General features: G+C 60.0%; 30 protein-coding genes. 20 read left to right on the top strand and 10 right to left on the bottom strand.

What is annotated here, in order from left to right; genetic code table 11:
* Nucleotides 1-63 precede the first annotated feature (63 nt).
* The 3 genes from EC915_RS25035 to EC915_RS21930 are packed head-to-tail and all read right to left on the bottom strand — an operon-like array spanning nt 64 to nt 3,121.
* Nucleotides 64-732, bottom strand: a complete 669-nt coding sequence (locus tag EC915_RS25035; RefSeq protein WP_218568091.1) for a hypothetical protein — start codon at nt 730-732, stop codon at nt 64-66.
* Nucleotides 729-1,046: a DUF4406 domain-containing protein gene (locus EC915_RS21935; RefSeq protein ID WP_133752602.1), complete on the bottom strand. Its 318-nt coding sequence runs from the start codon at nt 1,044-1,046 to the stop codon at nt 729-731. The genes EC915_RS25035 and EC915_RS21935 overlap by 4 nt, the downstream gene beginning before the upstream one ends.
* Nucleotides 1,043-3,121: a DNA cytosine methyltransferase gene (locus EC915_RS21930; RefSeq protein ID WP_133752601.1), complete on the bottom strand. Its 2,079-nt coding sequence runs from the start codon at nt 3,119-3,121 to the stop codon at nt 1,043-1,045. The genes EC915_RS21935 and EC915_RS21930 overlap by 4 nt, the downstream gene beginning before the upstream one ends.
* A 41-nt stretch (nt 3,122-3,162) precedes the next feature.
* On the opposite strand from EC915_RS21930, the gene EC915_RS21925 reads away from it, so the two are divergent.
* Nucleotides 3,163-3,870 (top strand): hypothetical protein, encoded by a 708-nt coding sequence (locus tag EC915_RS21925; protein WP_133752600.1) that lies wholly within the window; start codon nt 3,163-3,165, stop codon nt 3,868-3,870.
* Nucleotides 3,871-3,878: 8 nt separating this feature from the next.
* On the opposite strand, the gene EC915_RS21920 is transcribed toward EC915_RS21925, so the two are convergent.
* Together EC915_RS21920 and EC915_RS21915 are read right to left on the bottom strand one after the other, a co-directional pair.
* Nucleotides 3,879-4,997: a site-specific DNA-methyltransferase gene (locus tag EC915_RS21920; protein WP_133752599.1), complete on the bottom strand. Its 1,119-nt coding sequence runs from the start codon at nt 4,995-4,997 to the stop codon at nt 3,879-3,881.
* Between the two features lie 52 nt (nt 4,998-5,049).
* Nucleotides 5,050-5,754, bottom strand: coding sequence for a hypothetical protein (locus tag EC915_RS21915; RefSeq protein WP_133752598.1), 705 nt, complete (start codon nt 5,752-5,754; stop codon nt 5,050-5,052).
* A gap of 106 nt (nt 5,755-5,860) precedes the next feature.
* Between EC915_RS21915 and EC915_RS21910 the strand changes: the two genes are divergently transcribed.
* Nucleotides 5,861-6,058 (top strand): hypothetical protein, encoded by a 198-nt coding sequence (locus tag EC915_RS21910; protein ID WP_133752597.1) that lies wholly within the window; start codon nt 5,861-5,863, stop codon nt 6,056-6,058.
* 75 nt (nt 6,059-6,133) lie between these two features.
* Here the strand turns inward: EC915_RS21910 and EC915_RS21905 are convergent, their stop codons facing one another.
* The 5 genes from EC915_RS21905 to EC915_RS21885 all read right to left on the bottom strand — a co-directional run bounded on the left by EC915_RS21905 (nt 6,134) and on the right by EC915_RS21885 (nt 8,544).
* A complete protein-coding gene (locus EC915_RS21905) occupies nt 6,134-6,358 on the bottom strand; it encodes a LexA family transcriptional regulator (protein WP_133752596.1) in 225 nt (74 codons plus the stop codon).
* Nucleotides 6,342-6,671: a hypothetical protein gene (locus EC915_RS21900; protein ID WP_133752595.1), complete on the bottom strand. Its 330-nt coding sequence runs from the start codon at nt 6,669-6,671 to the stop codon at nt 6,342-6,344. Before EC915_RS21900 ends, EC915_RS21905 begins: the two co-directional genes overlap by 17 nt.
* 84 nt (nt 6,672-6,755) lie before the next feature.
* Complete coding sequence (locus tag EC915_RS21895) at nt 6,756-7,070, bottom strand: hypothetical protein (protein ID WP_133752594.1); 315 nt, start codon at nt 7,068-7,070, stop codon at nt 6,756-6,758.
* On the bottom strand, nt 7,067-7,354 hold the full coding sequence (locus tag EC915_RS21890; RefSeq protein WP_133752593.1) for a hypothetical protein: 288 nt from the start codon (nt 7,352-7,354) through the stop codon (nt 7,067-7,069). Before EC915_RS21890 ends, EC915_RS21895 begins: the two co-directional genes overlap by 4 nt.
* 764 nt (nt 7,355-8,118) lie before the next feature.
* Nucleotides 8,119-8,544 (bottom strand): hypothetical protein, encoded by a 426-nt coding sequence (locus EC915_RS21885; RefSeq protein WP_177413416.1) that lies wholly within the window; start codon nt 8,542-8,544, stop codon nt 8,119-8,121.
* On the opposite strand from EC915_RS21885, the gene EC915_RS21880 reads away from it, so the two are divergent.
* The 18 genes from EC915_RS21880 to EC915_RS21790 all read left to right on the top strand — a co-directional run bounded on the left by EC915_RS21880 (nt 8,519) and on the right by EC915_RS21790 (nt 22,759).
* Nucleotides 8,519-9,355 carry a head maturation protease, ClpP-related gene (locus tag EC915_RS21880; RefSeq protein ID WP_133752592.1) on the top strand — a complete coding sequence of 279 codons (837 nt, stop codon included), beginning with the start codon at nt 8,519-8,521 and terminating at the stop codon, nt 9,353-9,355. The genes EC915_RS21885 and EC915_RS21880 overlap by 26 nt on opposite strands.
* A gap of 11 nt (nt 9,356-9,366) precedes the next feature.
* Nucleotides 9,367-10,746, top strand: a complete 1,380-nt coding sequence (locus EC915_RS21875; protein WP_133752591.1) for a phage major capsid protein — start codon at nt 9,367-9,369, stop codon at nt 10,744-10,746.
* A gap of 41 nt (nt 10,747-10,787) precedes the next feature.
* Nucleotides 10,788-11,144 (top strand): hypothetical protein, encoded by a 357-nt coding sequence (locus tag EC915_RS21870; RefSeq protein ID WP_256658805.1) that lies wholly within the window; start codon nt 10,788-10,790, stop codon nt 11,142-11,144.
* 3 nt (nt 11,145-11,147) lie between these two features.
* A complete protein-coding gene (locus tag EC915_RS21865) occupies nt 11,148-11,633 on the top strand; it encodes a head-tail connector protein (protein ID WP_133752590.1) in 486 nt (161 codons plus the stop codon).
* Nucleotides 11,633-11,995 carry a head-tail adaptor protein gene (locus EC915_RS21860; protein WP_133752589.1) on the top strand — a complete coding sequence of 121 codons (363 nt, stop codon included), beginning with the start codon at nt 11,633-11,635 and terminating at the stop codon, nt 11,993-11,995. The genes EC915_RS21865 and EC915_RS21860 overlap by 1 nt, the downstream gene beginning before the upstream one ends.
* Entirely contained in the window at nt 11,988-12,449 is a 462-nt protein-coding gene (locus EC915_RS21855) for a hypothetical protein (RefSeq protein ID WP_133752588.1), read from the top strand. Before EC915_RS21860 ends, EC915_RS21855 begins: the two co-directional genes overlap by 8 nt.
* A 15-nt stretch (nt 12,450-12,464) precedes the next feature.
* Nucleotides 12,465-13,052 carry a hypothetical protein gene (locus tag EC915_RS21850; protein WP_133752587.1) on the top strand — a complete coding sequence of 196 codons (588 nt, stop codon included), beginning with the start codon at nt 12,465-12,467 and terminating at the stop codon, nt 13,050-13,052.
* Complete coding sequence (locus EC915_RS21845) at nt 13,049-13,225, top strand: DUF2635 domain-containing protein (RefSeq protein WP_133752586.1); 177 nt, start codon at nt 13,049-13,051, stop codon at nt 13,223-13,225. The genes EC915_RS21850 and EC915_RS21845 overlap by 4 nt, the downstream gene beginning before the upstream one ends.
* Nucleotides 13,222-14,721 carry a phage tail sheath subtilisin-like domain-containing protein gene (locus EC915_RS21840; RefSeq protein WP_133752585.1) on the top strand — a complete coding sequence of 500 codons (1,500 nt, stop codon included), beginning with the start codon at nt 13,222-13,224 and terminating at the stop codon, nt 14,719-14,721. Before EC915_RS21845 ends, EC915_RS21840 begins: the two co-directional genes overlap by 4 nt.
* Before the next feature lie 57 nt (nt 14,722-14,778).
* Nucleotides 14,779-15,126, top strand: a complete 348-nt coding sequence (locus tag EC915_RS21835; protein WP_133752584.1) for a phage tail tube protein — start codon at nt 14,779-14,781, stop codon at nt 15,124-15,126.
* Nucleotides 15,123-15,419, top strand: a complete 297-nt coding sequence (locus tag EC915_RS21830) for a phage tail assembly protein (protein WP_133752583.1) — start codon at nt 15,123-15,125, stop codon at nt 15,417-15,419. Before EC915_RS21835 ends, EC915_RS21830 begins: the two co-directional genes overlap by 4 nt.
* 130 nt (nt 15,420-15,549) lie before the next feature.
* Nucleotides 15,550-17,772, top strand: coding sequence for a phage tail tape measure protein (locus tag EC915_RS21820; protein WP_133752581.1), 2,223 nt, complete (start codon nt 15,550-15,552; stop codon nt 17,770-17,772).
* Nucleotides 17,773-19,122, top strand: coding sequence for a DNA circularization protein (locus EC915_RS21815; RefSeq protein ID WP_133752580.1), 1,350 nt, complete (start codon nt 17,773-17,775; stop codon nt 19,120-19,122).
* Between the two features lie 6 nt (nt 19,123-19,128).
* Nucleotides 19,129-20,232, top strand: a complete 1,104-nt coding sequence (locus EC915_RS21810) for a phage baseplate assembly protein (protein WP_133752579.1) — start codon at nt 19,129-19,131, stop codon at nt 20,230-20,232.
* Nucleotides 20,229-20,744, top strand: a complete 516-nt coding sequence (locus EC915_RS21805) for a phage baseplate assembly protein V (protein WP_133752578.1) — start codon at nt 20,229-20,231, stop codon at nt 20,742-20,744. The genes EC915_RS21810 and EC915_RS21805 overlap by 4 nt, the downstream gene beginning before the upstream one ends.
* Nucleotides 20,741-21,145 carry a phage GP46 family protein gene (locus tag EC915_RS21800; RefSeq protein ID WP_133752577.1) on the top strand — a complete coding sequence of 135 codons (405 nt, stop codon included), beginning with the start codon at nt 20,741-20,743 and terminating at the stop codon, nt 21,143-21,145. The genes EC915_RS21805 and EC915_RS21800 overlap by 4 nt, the downstream gene beginning before the upstream one ends.
* Nucleotides 21,135-22,172: a baseplate J/gp47 family protein gene (locus EC915_RS21795; protein ID WP_133752576.1), complete on the top strand. Its 1,038-nt coding sequence runs from the start codon at nt 21,135-21,137 to the stop codon at nt 22,170-22,172. Before EC915_RS21800 ends, EC915_RS21795 begins: the two co-directional genes overlap by 11 nt.
* Complete coding sequence (locus EC915_RS21790; RefSeq protein ID WP_133752575.1) at nt 22,163-22,759, top strand: YmfQ family protein; 597 nt, start codon at nt 22,163-22,165, stop codon at nt 22,757-22,759. The genes EC915_RS21795 and EC915_RS21790 overlap by 10 nt, the downstream gene beginning before the upstream one ends.
* Nucleotides 22,760-22,764 lie beyond the last annotated feature (5 nt).

Raw genomic sequence — 22,764 nt, 5'->3', positions numbered from 1 at the left:
TTTTTGGTAGCTCGCGTAACGCAGGTTTCTTTTTGGTTGGCATACATGCACCTCTTGCTCATGTTATGCCCGAACACAAAATTTCTGACACCCCCGGATTTGATCTACCTTCGTCCAGATGCGCTGCAGTTCGGTCTCGCCAGCAATGTGCATGTTCAGTCCATGCGCTAGGCACAGAGCCGCCAGGGTCACCATTACCCCACCGATTTCCTGAATCTTGTCACCCACCGGGCGGCCGTACACGTAATCGACCAGTTGGTGCGCCTCGCTAGCCGTGGCTCCGCACGCTTGGATAAGCTCAAGCGCTTCCTCGATGAATCGATGATTCCGCTCCTGCTCGTCACCTAAGACTTCTGGACCGAAGCATTCCGCCATCCACGGCCTTACGCGCTGCTGAAACGAGTTCAATGTCAGCTCATCAACCCGCTGATCCGCGACGCTCAAGCGCTGCTGGAGTGCGGCGTTCTCGGCCTGAAGGCGGGCGATGTGGGCGCGGTCTACCAGCGGGAAGGCTTCAGGCACATGCTTGGCCACATCCCCGCGCACGGTCGCGTCGGGCTTGCCGTCTTCGTCCGGCAGGTACCAGGCCAAGACTTCCACCTCCATGCCAAGCGGTGCTGGGGCGGCGGCGAGCATTGCGTTATACCGTGCGGTCGCTCCGTACACTTTCATTCCTGCTGCGATCATGTCGGCCGTAGCGTCGACCGGTACCAATTTGTATTCCTGTCTCATATTTCCTCCTGCGGCGAAACGATGCCGCTCGCTTGAATGACAGCCATGCCCAGGTGGGTGGCCAGTTCGATCTCTACGTTGGCGCCGCGGGACTGACGCCAGTCGGGCAGGAACGCCACGGTATCGCAGGTGAGCATCTGGCGGATGGCGTCACGCATGCACATGTGCCACGGCGCGTCGGCGGCTAGCGGGTTCTCGGCGGGATTCTCGACGGTGTAGCCGAGTGCGCGGAGGCGCGCGGCCTCGGCATTGAATGCCGGGTAGTTGTAATCGGGCAGGCCCGTCATGGGCCCGCTGAGGTATATGCGTTTCATGCGGCCACCTGGTGCTGAACATTGGTACGCCATGGATCGTTGGCGCGGGCGAGGGCGGCCATCGGCGGAGGGCTGACGCTGTTGCCGCACATATGGACCTGCTCGGTCTTCGTGAACGGCTTGCCGTCGGCGCCGTGCGTGATGATGTAGTCCGTCGGGAAGCCCTGCGCCCGGTACAGCTCAGCCGGTTGCAGCATTCGCAGCCGGATGTCGACGATCACATACGGCGTGCCCTTGACCATCACGGTGACCAGTCCGAGCCGATCCTTCGTGGTGATTGTCGGGGCGGGCTGGTCGCAGCGGCTCATGTTCTCGGTGCCGTAGTAGCTGATCAGGAAAGCAGCAACGCGCAGCGCGCCTTCTTCATGCTCGGGAGACAGTTCGAAGCTGACCAACGAGCTCTTGCCTCCGCCGCCCGCCGTGATGGTCGGCGCTGGCTCATCCAGGTGCTGGCCGACGCTGGCGCCGAACTGCCGCTCCATGAATGCCGTCATCAAACCGTGATGCGTGCCACCAGCGCTGACGGTGTGCAGCGGGTCATCCACCGCCCGGGCGTCACAGTTGCCACGCAAATGAAGCAGGCTTGCGCTCACCAGCTGCTGCTGACTGCCGGTATTCGTGACAGTCGTCATTGGATCGTTGAGGCTCTTTGCGTCCGTGGTATTGAATCCGCCATTCATCTGCGCCATGAACGCTGTGGCAATGCCCATGGCGTGCGCGGCGCCTGCAGGACGCTGATAGTTGCCGCCGCTAGTGATGGTCGGCAACGGCTCGTCGAGGGCCTTGCCTTCATCGTCGAAACGAAACTTGACCAGGTGCGCGGCGGCGAGTGCGTGCTTAACGCCACCCGCAACTACTGTGCCGAGTGGCTGATCGAGACCGGGCACGCGCGGTTCTTGCCCTGGCCTTTCTCCGTATCCGCTTTGGATGAGGGTGGCTATGGCCACCGAATGCCCGCCGCTTGCGGTAACTGTTCCAAGAGGTTCGCCGGCGGGCTTTGATCCATCGCCCCAGCGCTGCACGCCGCCGGGCTTACCTTCGCCATGCGCTGCCGTCACCATCACCGGGCTGACCACCGAAAACGCGCCGCCTTTCGGATACGAGGTGACAGTCCGCAGTGGTTGATTGGCCGACTGCACCGTTTCGCCGGACCAGTTGGCAATGGGCACGATGAAGGGTGTCGCGTTGTCGATGACAAATTTCTTCATGCCTTTGGCTACGCGCCGAAGCGTGGCAGGGGCGAGGTCCTTCTTCCGGCCAAAAATGCTTTTCCCCAAATCCGAGAAATCGATGCATTCCGCCGCGGTGCGCCAGGGCTTTTGGCCCTTTACTGGCTTCTTGGAGTGGGTCGGTTCCGGCCAGACGATCGGCTGGCCATCACAACGTGCGAGCATGAACAACCGTTCGCGGCTGGTGGGTGCGCCGAAGTCACAGGCCCTGATCACCTTCCATTCAACGGCGTAGCCCATGCCTTCAAGAAGAGCGACGAACCGGCGCCACGTGCGCCCGCGCTGCTTCGGATCTGGAATCAGGAACTGTTGGTCTACCGGCACGACCTCACCACGTGCGGCGATCGCGCCGTCCAGCTTGATGACGCGTCCGGTCGCCTTGTCGCGCTTCGCAATAAGCCGGCCCCATTGCAGGATCTGCTTCACGTTTTCCAGGCTGATGACTCGAGGCTTCTTCTTGCCGGCCCACTTCAGCCCGATCCATGACAGGTTACGGATCTCGCGCTTGCGCGGCTGTCCGCCAGCGGCCTGGCTGTGGTGGGTGCAGTCCGGCGACATATGGAACCAGCCCACCGCCTTGCCGCCACACTCGGTATCCGGATCACCGTCGAACACGTCAGTGGTGAAGTGCCTAGCACCAGGGTGATTAACGCTGTGCATGCTGATGGCCTTGGCGCTGTGGTTCTTCGCCACGCTGACCTTGCGACCGAGGCCCATTTCCAGGCCGGTACCGGCGCCGCCCCCACCGCAGAAGAAGTCCACGACGATTTCATCGTCTTGCGGATCGAAGCCAAGGCCGTATTGGGTTTTGAAATCAAATGGGTGTTTCTTATGGTTCGCGGACATAGAGTATCCTCTCCGGCATAAGTTGGTTTGATAGGAGGTCGATGATGATAAAAAACAGATTGACATGGCTAATTGGCTTAATGCTTTTCGCAGCCGGTATGATTTGGTCGCAATCTTTCCCAAAAGATTTTTTTAGAGTTCAAAGTATCCATGATCTGTTCGAGATATTTAGCTCTGCAGCCACAGTAATTGCCGTATTAATTGCGTGGGCGACAATGAGCTCATGGCGCAAGCAAGCGCAGGCTGAATATGATCATGCGTTGGCTAGGGACCTCGTCGTGTTACTCCGCAAATACAACGACGAGTTAGTAAAGACATGGCATTACGCAGGTTCTGCGATCACCCATATAGAAAATAGCTCGTGGATCGGTGATGGCGGTTCAGATAGTTTGTTTGTCACTGTATACCAAGCGAGAATCAAAGAGATAGAAGCTGTCAGGGCTGCTCTATCTCCTCTCGAGCTTGAGATATGCGAGGTATGGAGCGAGTCTCTTAAAATACATTTTCTGGAGCTTACTAGCTTGGATGAGTTGCTATGCAGTATTATTAATACATATATTAGGCTGATGGTCAGAGGAACTTTCGATGAAAGGTCGGAATTTGAGTCTACCAACGCTTTAAATAGCTGGGAGGCTATTAACTCGTTAGGGCTGGACACTGCTGTCGCGGCGCAGCAAAAGATCGCGAAAGCTATAGATAAGTTAAAGTCGCCCGCAAAGCGCAGATTAATTGGGTATGGATCAGTCTGATTCAAACCTCAGGCTTCGTGCATTGCGTCGCGAAAAACGTCCATCTGCGCCGCACCATCCCGCCAGGCAGCATTGATACGAGCTCTTGCCATCGCTGCGTAATCAGGGTTCAACTCACATAGGATTGAGCGGCGGCCTTCCTGCATCGATACCAGCGACGTGGTACCGGCCCCGCCAAATGGGTCCAGCACCACGCCACCGCGCGGCGCACCGGCCAGAATGCAAGGCCGGATCAAGTCGGGCGGAAAAGTGGCGAAGTGGGCGCCTTTGAAACTGTGGGTGGCCACCGTCCATACGGAGCGCTTGTTCCGCTCTGTGGGCATGATCGCGAGAGCCGAATTCATCGACTCGTTATCCTTGATCCTACCGCGCTGGCGCTCATTGGCATCCGTGCCATGGCCCCAACCCACGCCATTGGTCTTTCGCGCCGTAGCCTTCATGTTGCCGTTGCTCTTCGTGCCGCCGTTGGCCCGCTCGCTGCCAGTCTGCGCCTGGACGTCCTGAGACAGCCGAGCATGGGTGTTCGGGGAGCAGGGCTCAAGGATGGCTGCCTGGTGGAAGTAGTACTTCTTCGATTTGCTCAGCAGGAAGATGTATTCGTGCGACTTGGTGCACCGGTCGCGCACGCTTTCTGGCATTGGGTTTGGCTTGTTCCAGATGATGTCCTGCCGCAGATACCAGCCGTCGTCCTGCAGGGCGAACGCGAGGCGCCAGGGCATGCCCATCAGGTCCTTGGACTTCATTCCCATCTCACGCCCGCGAACGCCGGTGCCAGACTGAAAGCGGGGGTGCTCGTTGATCTGGCGTGCCGAAGTTACGCTGCGCCCGGACATCTGGCCATCGCCTTGAGGCCTGCCTTGGGCGCCCCAACTACCGGCGTAGCTGTCACCCATATTCACCCAGGCCGTTCCGTCGTCGCGGAGTACTCGACGGACTTCGCGGAACACGTCGACCAGACGCGCGATGAACTCGGCGGGCGTTTCTTCCAGCCCGATCTGGCCCTCAACGCCGTAGTCGCGCAATCCGAAGTAGGGCGGGCTGGTAACGCAGGTGTGAACTGACTTGTCCGGCAGCGTCCGCATCATCTCGATGCAGTCGCCGACCAGGATCTGGTGTTGCTGGCTCATGGTTCGATTCCATGCGATTGAGAGGGCAGCGGATGTGCTGGTGGTGGAGTGATCAGGCTGCGGCTGATTCGGTTTCCGCTGCGGCCCAGGCTGGCAAAATGGCCTTCAGCTCTTCGCCCCTCATAGGCATCAGCACTCCGACGAAGCGGTCGATCAGGTCGTGACTGTTGAACCGCACAACCACAGAGCCTTTGTCTTCACCTGTTTCGAGGTGCATCCCGCCGCCCCCGAAATGCTTCTGACCAGAGAGCATCACGCCAATCTTATTGAAGACTTCCAGGTATTCACCGTTCAGGCACGGATACGATCCTTCAAATTGCTGGCGCTGCTTTGGTACAACGCGCCGCCAGTCGGGAAAAAGACCGTCCACCAGTTCCGTTTTCTCGGTGAGGTGAGAAAACTGGCCGAACAGTTCTGGCTCTTCAGTGGTGTCTGGACAACTGGTGACCAGCGAGAATTTTTCGGAAATCCAAAGCGCAGCTGGTGGCTCGCCGTCCGGCCCTTTCCGTGACGTGCACGCAGACAGCATCCGCTTCGAGACTGTGCCGATCAGCACAGACTTGTGGTCTGGATGAATCCAGCCCTCAGGGTCGTGGATCCCGCCCATAAAGTGCCCGTTGGTGGCGATGATCAGTACGCCACCGGAAGCATGAGGTTCTATGTGGACGGCATTAAGGTAGTAGCGAACATCACCCTTGGCGGCGCAATGGTGGATGGCGGCGAAGTACTTCGGGTTGACGCGGGCGAGGTATTTCATGGGTTTCTCCATTGCATGCGCCGTCCTCCGGTACGGGACGGTGGCGAATAGGTTGGTTGTGGGCTATACGTGGTGACCGGCATGGGGTCGGCTAAGGGAGGGCAAAGTGCTGCATTCCAGCTTTCAAGACCGCTATAAAGACGTTTCCTACAAAATCACTTTCTATAACCACCAGGGTGGCTGGACGACGGAACTGCATATCGAGGGGCTGCCTCGCATTAGAGATAGCGATCATTTCTGGACAAGCAAAGAGGACGCGCACGAAGCCGCTAGGAAGGTTGCCGAGGATATGATTGACGGCTAAATGTGCTGAGCCCGGAGAGCTTTGGCCTGACGCCATCGTGCTTTGTTACGTATGCATGGCAATTGTGGCTGGATGTTATGTAGACATAACTGGTCGAATGCTTCGCGCGATTCCGTCAGTCTTAGTTACGGCACCTTTCTTGATCAGTAGAGCGATGCGATCGCCTATCGCATTCACGTTTACCTGCTGAGCCTTGGCTATTTCTGCAACGGTCGGCGAGTAGCCGTGCTGGGCGATATACCCGGCGATGAATGCCAATGTCTCTGCCTGCACAGGGGTGAGTTCATTCTTCGTCTGCATCGGTGTCCACCTGGGCCATGCCGGCCGCTTTCAACTGGCGCGCTAGGCTTGGGCTAACTACAAAATCTGACGCGCTAGGTTTGCGTAACCGCCGCGCCTGCTCTTCGCGAGGTGCTGCAAGAAATGACAGCGCCAGATCCTGCCACAGCTCCTGGATCTGCTTGTAGCCGTGATCCTTCATCGCAAGCGTCATGCCCGACCGAGTGCCCACTGGAACATCGACCTCCAGAGTTTCGATCCCGAGCTTTTCCTTCTCCTCTTTCTGGCGCCGACGGTAGTCCGCCGAGTGCTTGGCTGCTGCTGTCTTTTCCATCTGGTGGATCTCCGATCTGGTGCGCTGGCATGCGTAGCCAGGTCTGCAGCCGGCGCTGGTTGGCGCACTTGAAGATGCGCCGCATCATTTGGCCGCGGTGAAGGTGATGCCATGCTCTCGGGCGGTGAGTGCGACGGTGCGGGTATCGATGGCGATCTTCATCCCGATCTGGCGGGCGTTCAGGCCGGCCTCTGCCAGTGCCCGAATCCGCGGCGCACGTTTGGCGCGCTTGGCCTTGAGCGTTTCCAGATGATTCGTTGTGCCCAGCAGCGGCGCGTTGGCGCTGACGCCTTGCTCGATGTGCTGGACCCTGTGGCCGGTGGCGAGGGAGTGATCGGTCTGTGCGGCCAGCTGTGCGATCGCCTGCTTGTGCTGGTCTGGCACACTTCCCCCAATCATTGCAGCACCGTCTGCTTGAGCGAGAGCTTCTCACCGTCAGCACGCGCCTCGAGGACCTTCGCGAAGTTGACTGCCTCTTTACAGCTGAAGCGAAAGCCGCGCACCTTGCCGGTTGCGATCTCGACGACGTGGTAAGCGCTGGCGCTCTTGGCGACGACTTGATAGCGAATCTTCTGCGCTGGTGGCTCTTTACCGATCATGGCGTAGAAATCCGCAGTGGCTGAGTGAGTGCGAACGCGCATGGCGTTGAGCCCATCCAGGCGTTGCTGAAGTTGTGGGTGCATGTCCTTTCCTCGATGGTGGCGTGTACTCGTCAGCACTCTGACCGCCTGCTGTCTGCCGGTGGGCTCAGGGGAGAGTGCTGACGGGTAAACGCTGGATGAAAAAAAGCCCTGTCGACGCAGGGCTTATTCTGTATCGCTGGTTCACAACGCCTCCGTACGTGAACCCTGCTTGCCGGCGCCGCCTGATGCGGAAGGCCGGTAGTTATTTGTTATTTCATGGTGGTCATCCTCCGTCGCTCGCTCACTGGGCAGGCAGTGGCCACCTATGGGATGGGTTGATGCAGATGGTAGGTCTGGCGAACCCTAACTGCTTCCCGGCGTTATCACCTCGTCGCGCTTTCAGCTCTGTGGCCGCGATCAGGTATCTGGGGACGAATGGGCAATTCCCGCTATTGCGGTTCATCTGCAGATGCAGGGGGCCGCTTTCGCGGTGTGGACTCGTCCGCATCGGAGAGTGATCGAAACACCAGGGCGCAACCCCTGCTTGTTTCCCGCCGCGTTTTTGGTATTGGCCGTCTCGCTTGTACCGGCTCAGGACATTCACGGGGCTTTGCGATCCTAGCGCTGCAGCCCGCTTGGGCACGCTTCGCTCACTCTCCGATGCGGCCTGGTCAGCGTCGAAGCGTTCCAGGACATCGGGCCCGGGCTTGCACCGGACTTCCACGTCACCATTACTTTTATATGGGGTTCATACGTGTAGTTCGCCCATTTCCGTAGGCTTTCGCCATCCCGCTGCGCACTCTGCGAATGCGCAGGAGGTTGGTTCAATCATCGAAGCCGTAGGAAAAATCGCTCTCTTCGCAGTCGATCAGAAGAATGGCATTGCCGAAGTACAGAGACGCGAGCATTCGTTCCCACTTGCTGTGAACTCTCTTCTTCAGCGAGATTTTTTTCTCGTCGAGCTGGGCGCTGTACACCTGGCCGAACTCAACTTTTGGCCGCCAGCGATCCTCGGTGTCCCGCTCACCCTCGATCATCACGTGGAGGTTGTGTTTCAGCGAATAGTCGCCACGCCTTTCTTGGCTGAAGCTGTATCGACCGCTGCCTTCAGGTGCAGGATCGAAGTAGATATGGACGAATTTCCGGTGATGGGAGTCGTCTTCTGTGATCCGAATTTCTGGCGCGCCCCATTGCTCTTGGGCAGCTTCTTCCTTGTGAGCATCGATGAACTCTTCCAGCAGCGCCTTCAACTGCGAGCTGAGTCCGCGTGCGCTCGACAGATGGAACCCCTCCATCAAGGCGGCCGTGGAGTCAACCAACGACACCATCACCATTTACGGTGTGATCGGCCAGGACTGGTACGGAGAAGGCGTGACCGTCTCGCGCATCGACGCGGCGTTGCGGTCCATCGGCGACAAGCCAGTCGACGTCTATATCAATTCGCCGGGCGGCGACATGTTCGAAGGCCTGGCCATCTATAACCGGCTGCGCGAACACAGCCAGGCGGTGACCACAAAGGTGCTGGGTCTGGCAGCCTCCGCTGCCTCGGTCATCTATATGGCGGGCGAAAAGCGCGAGGTCGCGAGTAGCGGCTTTCTGATGATTCACAACTGCTGGACCGTTGCCGTCGGCAACCGCCACGACCTGCGCAACACCGCGGACACCATGGAAGAGTTCGACGCGGCAATGGCCGACCTGTACGCGGAAGGCAGCGGCCAGGCAGTCGTCGACATCACCGAGATGCTGGATGACGAGACCTTCATCCGCGGCAAACGAGCTATGGAGCTCGGTTTCGCAACCGGACTGCTGTCATCCGACGAGATCACCGAGCAGAAAGACGAGCAAACCCAGCAAAGCAACGCGCTCAAAGCCATGGATGTGGCTCTCGCAAAGGCGGGGATGGCCCGCAGCGAGCGCCGCGAGCTCTTCGCCAATTTCAAGTCCAGCACGCCGCGCGCTGCTGGCGGGGGTACGCAACACGCTACCTCGTCCGACAAGCCTCGCGCTGTCGAGCTCGACCTTGCACCCCTGTCAAAACTCTCTTTCTCAATTCCTGCGTGAGGCTTCACACCATGATGAAATTTCGTCTGTCCCCGGCATTCTTGATGGCGGTGCTGGCCATCGCTTCCATGATTCCGCTGACCTTCGGCGTCACACCCCAAGCCATTGCCGGCGGTGTTTTTCTGGTCGGTTTCGCGACCACGCTCGTTAAGCGCGGCACCTCCCGCTACACCGGCTGGAATGCCCAGATGGGCAAGATCGGTGAGGACGACATCGAAACCCAGTACAAGCAGACTCAGGCCAACCTCAAGGACATCGGCGATCAGCTCAAGGCGCATGCCGAGACGGCGCAGAAGCACGTCGACCGCCACGAGGGTCTGAGCAAGGAAACGTCTGCCAAAGTCGACGAGTTGCTGATGAAGCAGGGCGAGCTCCAGGCCCGTGTGCTCGAAGCCGAGCAAAAGCTGGTAAACGCCAACCGCGATATCCAGCGCCACGAAGCGCCAAAGTCCGCTGGCGAGCTGTTTTGCGCTAGCGAGCAAATGGAAGGCGTCAACTCCTCGTTCCGCGGCTCTCGTCGCGTGTCCGTGCCGCGGGCCGCAATTACCACCACCTCCGCCGGCGGCCTGGCCGCTACAGAGCGCCTTGATACTGTTGTCCTGCCTGGTATGCGCCGTGCCACCGTTCGTGATCTGGTCGCGCCTGGTGAGACCGAAGCGGGTTCTCTCGAATACGTTCGCGAAACGGGCTTCGTCAACAGCGCTGCCCCAGTTGCCGAGGGCGCTGCCAAGCCTTACTCGGAAATCACCACCACTCTGGTGACCGCAAACGTCCGCACCATTGCTCACCTGTTCAAGGCCTCGCGCCAGATTCTGGATGATGCCAAGGCGTTGCAAAGCTATATCGACGCCCGAGCTCGTTACGGTTTGCTGCTGGCCGAAGAGTCTCAGCTGCTTTACGGCAGCGGTGCTGGTGCAAACCTGCAGGGTCTGGTTACGGTCGCAAGCCAATATGCGTCCCCGGCGGGCTGGACGGTCATCGGCGAACAGCGCATCGATCGGCTTCGCCTGGCCTTGTTGCAGGCTGAGCTTTCCGAATTCCCATCGGACGGCATTGTGCTGAATCCGATCGACTGGGCTCTGATTGAGTTGATCAAGGATGGTCAAGGCCGCTACATCATCGGTCAGCCGCAGGAGGGAACCGCAGCGCGCCTGTGGAACCGTCCGGTGGTTGCTACTCAAGCCATGAAGCAGAACGACTTCCTTACTGGCGCATTCAAGCTGGGAGCCCAGATCTTTGATCGCATGGAGGTCGAGGTTCTGATTTCCACCGAGAACGACAAGGACTTTGAGAACAACATGGCCACTCTGCGCGCCGAAGAGCGACTGGCGTTCGCCATCTACCGAACCGAAGCCTTTGTTACCGGCAAGCTCGCTGCAGCTGCGGCCTAACTCCTGCAAGGGCCGGTGATCCCGGTCCATCGAGGTCATACATGTCAGAGCTACTGATTAAGCCGCTGCGGGCTTACGAGGATCGCGGCATCATTCGTGATGTTGAGAATGAGCCCTATGCAGCACCTATTTGGCTCGCAAAGGAGCTCGAGCAACTGAAGCTGTGCAAGATCGTTGGCGAAGCAGTCGACGGTAAACAGGGTAAGGACCCAAGTGATGCGACGCTGACTCTGAAGGTTCAGAAAAAAGGCCAGCGGTGGATTATCGTCGACGGTCAAGGCACTCAGGTCGGTGACTTCATCGGTAAGCAGGAAGAGGCCGAAAGCGAGTTGGCAAAGCTATTGGCATCCACCCGCACGGCGGAGCCAAGCGATTCAGACGATCCGCCTCAGGAGTAAGTGATGCCCGTTATCAGCTTAGAGGTGGCCATTGAGTACTTACGGGCTGAGGATGACGATCGAGATTCTATCCAAGGTTTGCTGGAGGCGGCCGAGGGGGTTGCCCGCAGGTTTATGGGACGCACAATTTACAGCACACAGGAGGCTTTGAACTCAGCCCGAGTGCTTGTTCCTGGCTTGAGGGCGCAAGCGCATGCCGCTCATGCGACGGCCGTCGGTTCGACCCCTCTGATCAATGATTTCGAAGGCCGGGACTTGGTTCTTTCTGATGCTCAATACGTGCTCAGGGAGGCGATGGCTTTGGCTGACGCCATGGTGCGCGGGGTGGTGCTGGATAAAACCATTGAGGCGGCCTGTCTGCTGATACTGGGCCACCTCTACACAAACCGTGAAGACGTCGTTGCTGGTTCGGGCACGGTCAGTGCGATGGAGTTGCCCATGGGCTCCAAGTACCTGCTGGCACCGTACCGCGTTCAGATGGGGGTCTGATGGCGATCAATGAGCCGGGCACCGGCGAACTAAATCGGCGCATTATGTTGCGGCGCCGCGGCGATTTGCCGGCGGCTGATGGCGGGCTTTCCTCTCTCTTCTCGGATGAAAGAAAGCGTTGGGCTCGCATTGAACCAGTCGGTACGGCGATTTACAGCGGCAGCGTTCAGGCCGACAACAAAATCACCCACCGCATTACGCTCCGATATCTAGGAGTCGTGCCCACTGATTTTGAGGTGTTGCACACGGATGTTGTCTATCGGGTGAAACGCGCTACTGACCTCAACGGGCGGCATCGCTTCACAGTGCTTGAAGTGGAAGAACTGGGCCAGCAACAGGTCGGGGGAGGGTTGTATGGCTAGACCCGCTGCCTACTTGCATTTCGGCGAATTCGACAGTTACGGCAAGCTCGATTTCGACAAGAAGGAAATCCGCAAGGCGATGCGCCGGGCGGGCGTGGTTGTGCGCGCAGAGGGGCGCAAGCTTGTCAGCAAGCGAACGGTCTCCGAAAAAGGTCAGTACCCTGGGATGCGTAAGGGTCGCCTCCGCCGGTCGCTAACCTACCGCGTCAGCCGATCAGGGTTTCTGGTCAAGATCGAGCCGCAAAAAACAGCAGATATGAAAGCGTTCTATCCGGCGTTCCTGTGGTACGGGGTACGTCGCGGGGCCAAACGCGGCAAGTCTCATCGCAAGCAGGAGGCCACCGGCGCCTGGCGCATTGCGCCTCGCGAGAACTACATGGTGGACGCCCTGAACAATCGTACTAACGAGGTTCGTTTGATCCTCAAGCGTGCATTCGCCGAAGCCCTGCGCTGAAATCGAGAGACACCCATGAAAATTACCCCTGTGGTGCTGCAGTTGCGGCAGCGCTGCCCTGTGTTCGGTGGAAGGGTGGCGGGCGGCATCGACTTCGACGCGGTGAAGGCCAGTCAGCAAGTTGACCGCCCTGGTGCCTTCGTCATCGCGACCGGTGACGACGCGACCGACAACGACCTGCAGAACGGCATCCGGCAAGACATCACAGACGCTTTTGATGTGGTCGTCATCCTGGATGCCAAGGATCAACGCGGGCAACTGGCGGTGGACGTGCTGCACGACATCCGCTCCGAGCTGTGGCGGGCTTTGGTGGGCTGGAAGCCTGGCGTCCAGTACGAGCCCATCACCTACGACGGTGGCGACTTGGTGCAGATCGACCGCGCGCTGGTGATCTACCGCTATTCGTTCGTTACCGCCTTCCAGTTGGGGCGCAACGCTGAAACAGATCCTGCCGAAACTTGGCATGAGCTTGAACTCGACGGTCTGCCCAAGCTGGAGGGCATGGACATCAATGTGGACTGCATCGACCCGGCAGACCGCAACCTGAAGTACCCCGGCCCAGACGGGCGCATTGAAATTCAACTCAAAGAGGAACTGCCATGAACCGCATCACTGTGGTGCCGGCCAAGGGGCGCGCGGTGCCCGATCCAGAAACCGGGGAACTGCTCCTGCCTGACGGCCGCGAAGTGCCCGATGACGCTTACTGGCGCCGCCGTCTTGCTGATGGCGACGTTGTGATCCCTAACCCGCCCGCTAAAGAGGTCGCGACCAAATGAGCGTAGGATTTCAACAAATTCCCGCGGACATCCGCGTGCCGCTGTTCTATGCCGAGATGGATAATTCCATGGCAAACAGCGCATCCAGCGCTTTGCGCCGGCTGATTGTCGGGCAGGTCAACGACACGTCAACCGCCGATGAGATCGGCAAACTGGTGCTGGTGTCCAGTCTGGCACAGGCCAGGACCATCGGCGGTCAGGGCTCGATGCTCGCGGCGATGTACGACACATGGCGGCAGAATGATCCTGTCGGCGAGATCTGGTGTCTGCCGCTCAAATCGACTGCCGGTGCCGCTGCTACTGGCAAGGTCACGATCACCGGCAGCGCAACTGAATCCGGTCTGATCCATCTGTACGTGGGCGGTACGCGCATTCAGGCCACGGTCGCATCCGGTGCCGCTGCTGCTGTCGCGGCTTCGGCACTGGCGGCCAAGATCAACGCCAGCGCTGATTTGCCGGTCAGCGCTGTGGCCGCCGCTGGCGTCGTCACGTTGACCGCGAAGTGGCTGGGCGATTCCGGTAACGACATCGGGCTGGCACTCAATCGTCTGGGCAAGAGCAACGGCGAGTTCACACCCGGTGGGCTCACGGTGGTATCTACGGCCATGACAGGCGGCGCGGGTACGCCTGATGCCGCAGCGGCGCTTGCGGCGTTGGGCGATGCTTCATTCGAGTTTATCTGTGTGCCGTGGGCGGACACCACCACCCTTGACGCCTGGAAGGTCGCGATGGGGGATGCCAGCGGTCGCTGGTCGTGGGCCAAGCAGCTTTATGGCCATGTCTACGGCGCACTGCGCGGCACGCTGGGTTCTCTGGTCGCCGCCGGGCAGTTGCGCAACGATCAGCACGCCACCATCTTTGGCTTCGAAACCGGTGTCCCGCAGCCGTTCTGGCGCGTTGCCGCTGCTGCTGCCGCGCGGCAGGCGGTGTTCATTTCCGCCGATGCCAGCCGCCCAACGCAAACCGGCGCTCTGGTCGGGATTGACCCAGCAGCTGAAGGCACCCGCTTCACGCTGACCGAGTTCAACTCGCTGCTGCAATACGGCATTGCGACCTTGTTCTACGAAGGCGGCTACATGCGCATTCAGCGCGCGATCACCACCTACCAGAAGAATGCCTATGGTCAGGCTGACGATTCGTACCTGGACAGCGAAACGATGCATCAGAGCGCGTACATCGTCCGCCGCCTCAAAAGCATCATCACCAGCAAGTACGGACGGCACAAGCTGGCGAACGACGGCACCCAGTTCGGCGATGGCCAGCCCATTGTCACCCCGAACGTCATCAAGGGTGAGCTGATCAGCGAGTACGGCAACCTGGAGCGCGACGGCCATGTCGAGAACGCTGCGCTGTTCGCGCAGTACCTGATCGTCGAGCGCGACAGCAACAACCCGAGCCGGGTGAATGTGCTGTATCCGCCGGATTACGTGAACGGGCTGCGCATCTTCGCGCTCCTGAACCAGTTCCGGCAGCAGTACGCCGCTGACGCGACATAACGCTGTCCCATCATCCAGGCCCGCCACGTGCGGGCTTTTTCATTTGGAGGCCCACCCATGGGGCAGAAAGTTGCAGGTACGTGCTACGTCAAGATCGACGGCACGCAGTTGACCCTCAAAGGCGGCGTGGAAGCTCCGCTGATGGACAAGACCCGGGAGACGATCGTGCCCGGTTACTACAAAGAAGAAGACAAGGCCCCCTGGCTGAAGTTTTCTGCCGTGCACACGCCGAACTTCCCGCTCAAGGCATTGACCGAGGGCACGAACATGACCATTACCGCCGAGCTGAAGAACGGCAAGGTCTACACGCTCTCCGGCGCCTACCTGGTCGATCAGCCCAGCTCGAACGGCGAAGAGGGCACCATTGAAATGCAGTTCGACGGCATCAAAGGGGTATGGCTGTGAGCGAATCTTTCAAACTCAGTTTCCCTATTCAGGCGCACGGTGAAGAGCTGACAGCGTTGGATATGCGGCGCCCGACGTCACAGGAAGCTCGGGCGATCAAGGCGTTGCCTTACAAGATCGACGCCGACGAAGCGGTTTGCCTGGATCTCGACGTCGCAGCCAAGTACATCGCCGTATGCGCAGCTATCCCGCCGTCCGCGGTCAACCAGCTGGACCTGGCAGACCTCAATTCGCTGGCGTGGATGGTGGCGGGTTTTTTCATGAGCCCGGCGTCGAAAGCCTCGACAACCTGATCGCTCTGGTCTACGACCTGGCCTACTTCTGGAAGGTTGACCCCGAACAGATGATGGCCAGGCCGCTGGATATCTTTCTTGAATCGCTGGCGCAGGCTCAGCGCATCAACCGCACGCTGCAGGTGGACTGATGGCAGATCAATTTCAGCTCAAGGCGCTGATCACCGGCGTCGACAAGCTGTCGCCGACCTTGGCCGGGATCCGCAAGAACGTTGCCAATTTCCGCAAAGGCTTGCAGAACACGGGCCTCGGTAATCTCAGTTTCCGAGACGTGGTCACAGGCGGTGCGCTCGCGGCGCCCTTCGTCATGGGCACGCGCGCAGCGATTCAGTTCGAGTCGGCCATGGCGGACGTGCGCAAGGTCGTCAATTTCGACACGCCTGATCAATTCAAGGCAATGGGCGAAGACATCACCAAGATGTCGGAGCGCCTGCCAATGGCCGCCAATGACATCGCCAAAATTGTCGCCGCGGGTGGGCAGTCCGGCATCGGTCGCGGCGAGCTGCTGGGCTTCGCTCAGGATGCGGTCAAGATGGGCATCGCTTTCGATCAGACCGCCGAGGAAAGCGGCGACATGATGGCGAAGTGGCGAACCTCTTTCAAAATGACCCAGGCCGAAGTGGTGGGACTTGCCGACAAAATCAACTATCTGGGCAACACGGGCCCGGCCAATACCAAGCAGATTTCCGACATCGTTACCCGGGTGGGCCCTCTGGGTGAAGTCGCGGGCGTAGCGTCGGGCCAGATTGCGGCGCTGGGCGCGACTATGGCTGGCACGGGTGTTGAGCAGGAAGTGGCCGCCACCGGCATCAAGAACTTCATGCTGGCCCTGACCAAGGGCAGCGCCGCAACCAAGTCTCAATCAAGCGCGATGAAGTCGCTCAGGTTGAATTCAAAGGCCGTGGCAGCAGGAATGCAGAAGGATGCTCAAGGCACGATGCTCCAGGTGCTCAAACGCATTGCTGATGTTGATGCGGTCAAGCGGCCGGCCCTACTGACAAACCTGTTCGGCACTGAGTCCGTTGCAGCAATCTCGCCGCTTTTGACCAATCTGGGACTGCTCGAGAGCAATCTGAAAAAAACAGGTGATGCTTCGCAATACGCTGGCTCAATGGAGGCTGAGTACGCCTCGCGAGCGGCCACGACTGAAAACAACCTCACGCTCATGCGCAATGCGGTGAGCCGAGCCGGCATCGCGCTCGGTAACGCCTTTTTGCCTGTGCTCAATGCGGTGGTCGAAAAGCTTCGGCCATTTATCAGTCAGGTGGGCGACTTGATTCAAGCCAACCCGATGTTTGTCAGAGGCTTGGCTGCGGCGGGCGCAGCATTTACGGCAATCCGAGTTGGTGCTTTGGCCGCGATGGTTGCCACGCGTCTGCTGACGCTGGCATTCGCGGCCACACCCATCGGGATTGCTGCTGTGGCCATCGCCGCCGCCGTAGGCTTGATCGTCGCAAACTGGGACACCCTGGCTCCTTACTTCCAGCAGTTATGGGACAGCATCAAGGGCCCGGCCATGATCGTGTGGGGCTGGATGAAAACCGCTTTTAGGTGGTCGCCGGTCGGGCAGATCATTGCCAACTGGCAACCGATCAGCATCTTTCTGGGCGCTCTATGGGACGTCGTCAAGGCAGCTGCCGGGTTGGTCATGGATTTCCTGAAGTCTGCTTTTAACTGGGCGCCCATGACTGTCGTGGCCCGCAATTGGCAACCGCTCTCCGAGTTCTTCAGTGCGTTATGGGATGTGATCCGCGCGGTGACAGCAGCGGCCTGGACTGGAATCAAAGACACGATGTCGGCGGCGTGGGGTTGGATCAAGGAGCAGATCGGATTCGACCCGGTGCAGATCGTCACCGCCGCATGGGATCCGCTGGTGGCCTACTTCAAGGGCTTGTTCGAGAAGATCCGGCCCTTTATCCAGCCGTTGATGGACGCCGGAAACTGGGCTGGCGATAAAGCGGGTGCCGCTTCCGACTGGGTCAAAGGCAAGGCGGGTGAAGTCAGCAACTTCTTCTCGAAAAGTGATCCGACTTCCTTGGGGGCCGACGTGATTAACGACGGCACCCAGGGGCTTCGACGGCTGGCGGTCGGTTTCAACAGACAGGCTGAGCCTGCCCCCGCGATTGGTGGCCCGATACTGAGCACGCCGACACCGCTTCTGCCCGGGGCCGTTCTACCGGCGCCGGGCAATCTGCTTACCGGCGCCTCAAACAAGTCGCAACTCAACGGCGAGCTGGTCATCCGGCTGGAGGGCGACACACGCGGCGTTCGTCCTCAGCCGGCCAAAACCGATCAGCCGGGCTTGAAGGTCAGCACCAATGTCGGTTATCGATCCCTATCAGGAGCGCAGTAGATGGCTGACACCTGGCGCGAGCAGTTACTGCCGGCCTCTTTCCGGGATGTGACCTTCCTCATCGAGGACACTTCGACGCCGGTGGGCCGCAAGGTCCAGTTGCACGAATACCCCAAGCGCGACGAGGCCTACACCGAGCAAATGGGCAAGGTGGCCCGGGTTCATCGGGTCAAGGCCTATGTCATCGGGCCTGACTGCTTCGAGCGGCGCGACAAGCTGCTCAAGGCGCTGGAAACCGAAGGCGAGGGCACGTTAGTGCATCCTTGGCTCGGCCAGATGCTGGTGGTGCCTGGCGCGGCAGAAATGGCGCACAGCCGGCGAGAAGGGGGGATGGTCACTTTCGAATTGACGTTCTACCCCGGCAACGCGCAGGCGAATCCCTCGGTGCGGAGCAACACTGCACGGATGACGGCGCAGACGTCGGCCAGTTATTGGAGCAGTGCGCTTGATCGATACAAGTCGGCCATGGCCAAGGTCGACACTGCGCGAATCAATCTGATCGGCCTGCAGAATGGGCTGACCGGCGTGTTCGTCGTTCTGGCGGGACAGTTCTCGCCCTTGAGCGGTGCCATCGGTTCGGTGCGCTCCTTGGCCCAGATGCTGACCAACACGCCAAGCTCATTATCCAGCCTGTTCAGTGGGTACTTCAGTGATCTGGGGTTGTCGACATTCAAGGGCGCAAGCATCGCCTCGACAAGTGGCGGCGGCAATGCGGGCAGTTCGGCGAGCTCGGCCACGGTGAGTATCGCGACCAGCCCGACCAGCGCCGGTGCCGCGACGTTCGACAGCTACAGCAACGCGGTGGCCACAGTTTCCAGTCACGCCGAAGACGCTGCTTCGATCGACGCCGTGCCGGTGTCCAGCGGTACCGATACCACGGCCGCCGCTCAGGCGCTGGCGAACCTGGTGCAGGATGCGGTGCTGGTTCAAGCCACAGCCACTGTGGCGCAGATGCCTGTTAACGCTGCAGCCGCGGCGCTGGAGAGCACGCCCTCCGTTGACCAACAGTTGATAGATCCGGTCGTTCGCGCCGAGGTACCCGTCGCGCAGGATGTGATCGCGGCTCGGGACTCTCTCGATCAGGCGTTCTGGCAGGCGTCACTCAAGGCGGACGCCACCTACTACCCGACAATCAATGCTGCTCGCCAGCAGGTGGTGCGTCACCTCACCGCCGTGGCCGCGTCAGGGGTCCAGCTGGTCAGCGTGACCCCGCTGGAAACCGTGCCCGCAGTGGTGCTGGCTTACCGCCGATTCGGCGACGCCACTCGCGAAGGCGAAATTGTCCAGCGCAACAAAATCAACCATCCCGGTTTCGTGCCGGCCGCACCTTTGCAAGTCGCCAGGGAGTAACAGCGCATGTCCGATCCGACGACGGCCGTGACCCTGACCGTCGACGGACTGGATTATTCCGGCTGGACCTCGGTCGAGATCAGCACCGGCCTTGAACGCCAGGCGCGCAGCTTCAGCATCGGCATCACCTGGAAGTGGCCGGGCCAGAACATCCTCCGGCCAGTCAAGCAAGGCGCGCGCTGTGAGGTTCACATCGGTGGCGACCTGGTGATCACTGGATGGGTGGACGCCACACCCATCAGCTACGACCACGAAAAGGTCACCACCTCCATCACTGGCCGGTCGCTCACCGCTGACCTCATCGACTGTGGCGCGATCAACCAGCCGGGCCAATGGAAGGTCCAGAGCGTGCAGAAGATCGTTCAGGCGATCGCGGGTGTGTACGGGCTGACCGTGAAAAGCGAAATAGCGGCCACCAGCGGCCTGACCGACCACACCATCGAGCCGGGCGAAACTGCCTTCGAGTCCATTGACCGCTTGCTGACCCTGTTCCGGGTGTTCAGTACCGACAACGCGCAGGGGCACGTGGTGCTGGCCGAGGTGGGGAGCGCGGGCCGCTGTTCTGAGTCGCTGCGGTTGGGTGGCAACGTGCTCAAAGCTGATGCGGCTCTGGATTTCACTCAGGTCTTTTCCGATTACCGGGTCATCGGACAGCGCTCCGGTACCGACGAGGATTTCGCCAAAACCGCCACGGAGGTAAATGCCTCGGTGAGCGATCCGCGAATGACCCGCAAGCGAGTCAAGGTGATTCATGAAAGCGGGCAGCTCACGGACAGGATGGCCGCTGACCGGGCGAACTGGGAGCGAGGGACCGCCCTGGGCAAGGCGCTGGAAACGACCTACGAAGTGCAGGGTTGGCGGCAGGCAAACGGCGCGCTCTGGTTACCCAACACCATCGTCAGGGTGATCGATCCGGTCATTGGATATGACCGCGACATGCTGATCGCGGAAGTGACATACCGCCTCGATGACCAGGGGACTATCTGCCAACTGCGTGTCGGGCCACCCGAAGGATATCTGCAGGAACCAGACGATCCACACAAGCACCGCAAGGTGAAAAAGGGCGACAGCGTCGAATACCTCCTACCAGCGGATTACCAAGATAAATGAGTCGACTAATAAACATGCTGACGCGTGGGGTGGTGGCGCTGGCCAAGTCCACCGGCAAGCTGCAAACCCTGCAGATGCGTCTGACCCACGGCGAAGTGAAGGACGGCATGGAACACCTGGAGCCGTACGGCTTCACCAGTTGCCCCCATGAGGGTGCCGAGGGCTTGGCAGCGTTCATGGGGGGTGACCGGTCGCACGGTGTCGTGGTGGTGGTTGCTGATCGCCGCTACCGGCTCCAGGCGCTGCAGGCGGGCGAAGTGGCGATCTACACCGACGAAGGCGACAAGATCCATTTCAAGCGCGGTCGCATCATCGATATTGAAACCCAGACCCTGAACATCCGCGCGAGCAAGGCGGTGAACTTCGACACGCCATTGATCAGCCAGACCGGACGAATCGTCAGTCAGGGCGACCAGGTCGCCGGGGGCGTCAGCCAGATTAACCATCCTCATACCGGCGTTAAACAAGGCAATGATCAGAGCGGCCCACCAGTCCTGGCAGGTGGCGCATGAGCGTAATCATCAGCGATGACGTTGAGGTCAGCCTGCGCCGAGCAGTCGAGATCAGCCTGTTTACCTGGCGCCGAGCCAACACCTCGGACCGCGCCGATGACGATGAGCGATTCGGCTGGTGGGGTGACAGCTACCCGCTCGTGGCAAACGACCGCATTGGCTCACGGCTCTGGCTGTTGCGCCGCCGCAAGCTCACCACCGAGACCATCGGTGCGGCGGTGATGTATGCCCAGGAGGCGCTGAAGTGGCTGATCGATGATGGCCACGTTGCAGACGTGCAGGTGCTGACGCAGAGAGCGGGGCACTCCCGCTTGAACATGGGGGTGGTCCTGACGCTGCCGAGCGGCGAACGCCTCGACATTTACCCACACGAAGATTGGCAGGTGCTCTATGCCGTTTGAAACCCCCAACTTGCCGACACTGATTGGCCGAACTGCGGCGGATCTGGCAAGCGAGGCTCTGAGAAAGTCGGATGCGCAAGTTTTGGCGCGGGCGTTGAGTGGCGCCGCTTATGGCTTGTACGGGTACATCGACTGGGTCGCCAAACAGATCCTTCCGGACACTGCCGAGGAATCAACGCTCGAGCGTCAGGCGTTGTTGAGGCTCGAAACTCCGCGCATTCCCGCAAAGGCTGCCACCGGTTCCGCGTCATTCCAAGCTGCTGCTGGCGCTGTGCTCGATGCCGACCAAGTACTCCAAGCAACTGACGGGCGTCAGTACCGAGTCGCCGCGGCTGTCACGACAACCGCCGGCAGCAATGTCGCAACGCTGGAAGCAGTTGAAGGGGGCGTGCTTGGGAATGCGGAACCAGGGCTGGTGCTGACTCTGGTGCAACCTGTGGTTGGCGTTGCTGAAACCTTCACTGTCTTGGCGCCGGGCGTCACCGGCGGCACCGACAGGGAGTCGATTGAGTCGCTCCGATCCCGGGTCATTCGTAGTTACAAGGTGATCCCTCACGGCGGCGATGCTGACGATTACGTTACCTGGGCGCTGGAGTGCGCAGGCGTCACGCGCGCATGGACGGTGAAGAATTACATGGGCCCCGGTACCGTCGGCGTTTTTTTTGTTCGCGATGGAGACTCGGTAATCATTCCGGACGCCAGCGAGATCGCCGTAGTTCAGGCGCACGTGCAGAGCAAGGCACCGGTAACGGCCGAGGTTTATGCCTTGGCGCCTGTGCTCAAGGCAGTCAACTACGTCATCCACCTCACACCAGATACGACGACAGTGCGGCAAGCCGTAGCGGCTGCGCTCACGGACTTGCACGCGCGCGAAGCAGGCTTGGGCAAAACGCTTCTGATCAGCCACATCCGTGAGGCGGTGAGTGGCGCGCAAGGGGAGCAAGACAACGTAGTAGTCGCTCCAACTGCCGACGTGACCGCCAATGCCAATCAGTTGCTCACGGTGGGGAATATCACATGGCAGTGAGAACCGCCGAACAGTACAGAATTCAGTTGCGGCAATTGCTCCCCTATGGGCCGGCATGGGACTTGGAGCGTTTGCCCGAGCTGGATCTGGTGCTGGCCGGCCTGTCTGTTGAGTTGGCGTGCGTGGATGCTCGGGTCGTGGCGTTGTACGCGGAGATGGATCCGGCATCAGTCACAGAGTTGGTACCGGATTGGGAGCTGGTGATGGACCTACCGGACTCCTGCCTCGGCGACTCGCCCAGCTTTGGCGATCGGCAATTGTCCGTCCGGCAGCGCCTCACCGCTATCGGTGCCCAGACGCCAGCCTATTTTGTGTCCATCGCCAAAGGGCAGGGCTATCCAGACGCCACCATTACCCAGCATCGAGCGCCGCGCTTTGGGCGCGCTCGGTTTGGCAAAGCCCATTTCGGAACCTGGCGAGTCCAATTCATGTGGACGCTCAATACTGGCGGGCGGCAGCGACTTGGCCGCCGCTTCGGTGTGAGCTACTGGGGGGAGCGGTTTGGGGTGAACCCCGGCAGCGCTATTGAATGCCTTATCCGCCGTTACGCGCCTGCACACACGGTTGTGCACATCAATTACAACTGAGGAAA

The organism is Pseudomonas sp. LP_7_YM (assembly GCF_004364435.1).
In the GTDB taxonomy this organism is placed as follows: Bacteria; Pseudomonadota; Gammaproteobacteria; order Pseudomonadales; family Pseudomonadaceae; genus Aquipseudomonas.
Note: the sequence above shows the minus strand (reverse complement) of the source record. Positions and strands in the feature narration are given on the sequence as shown.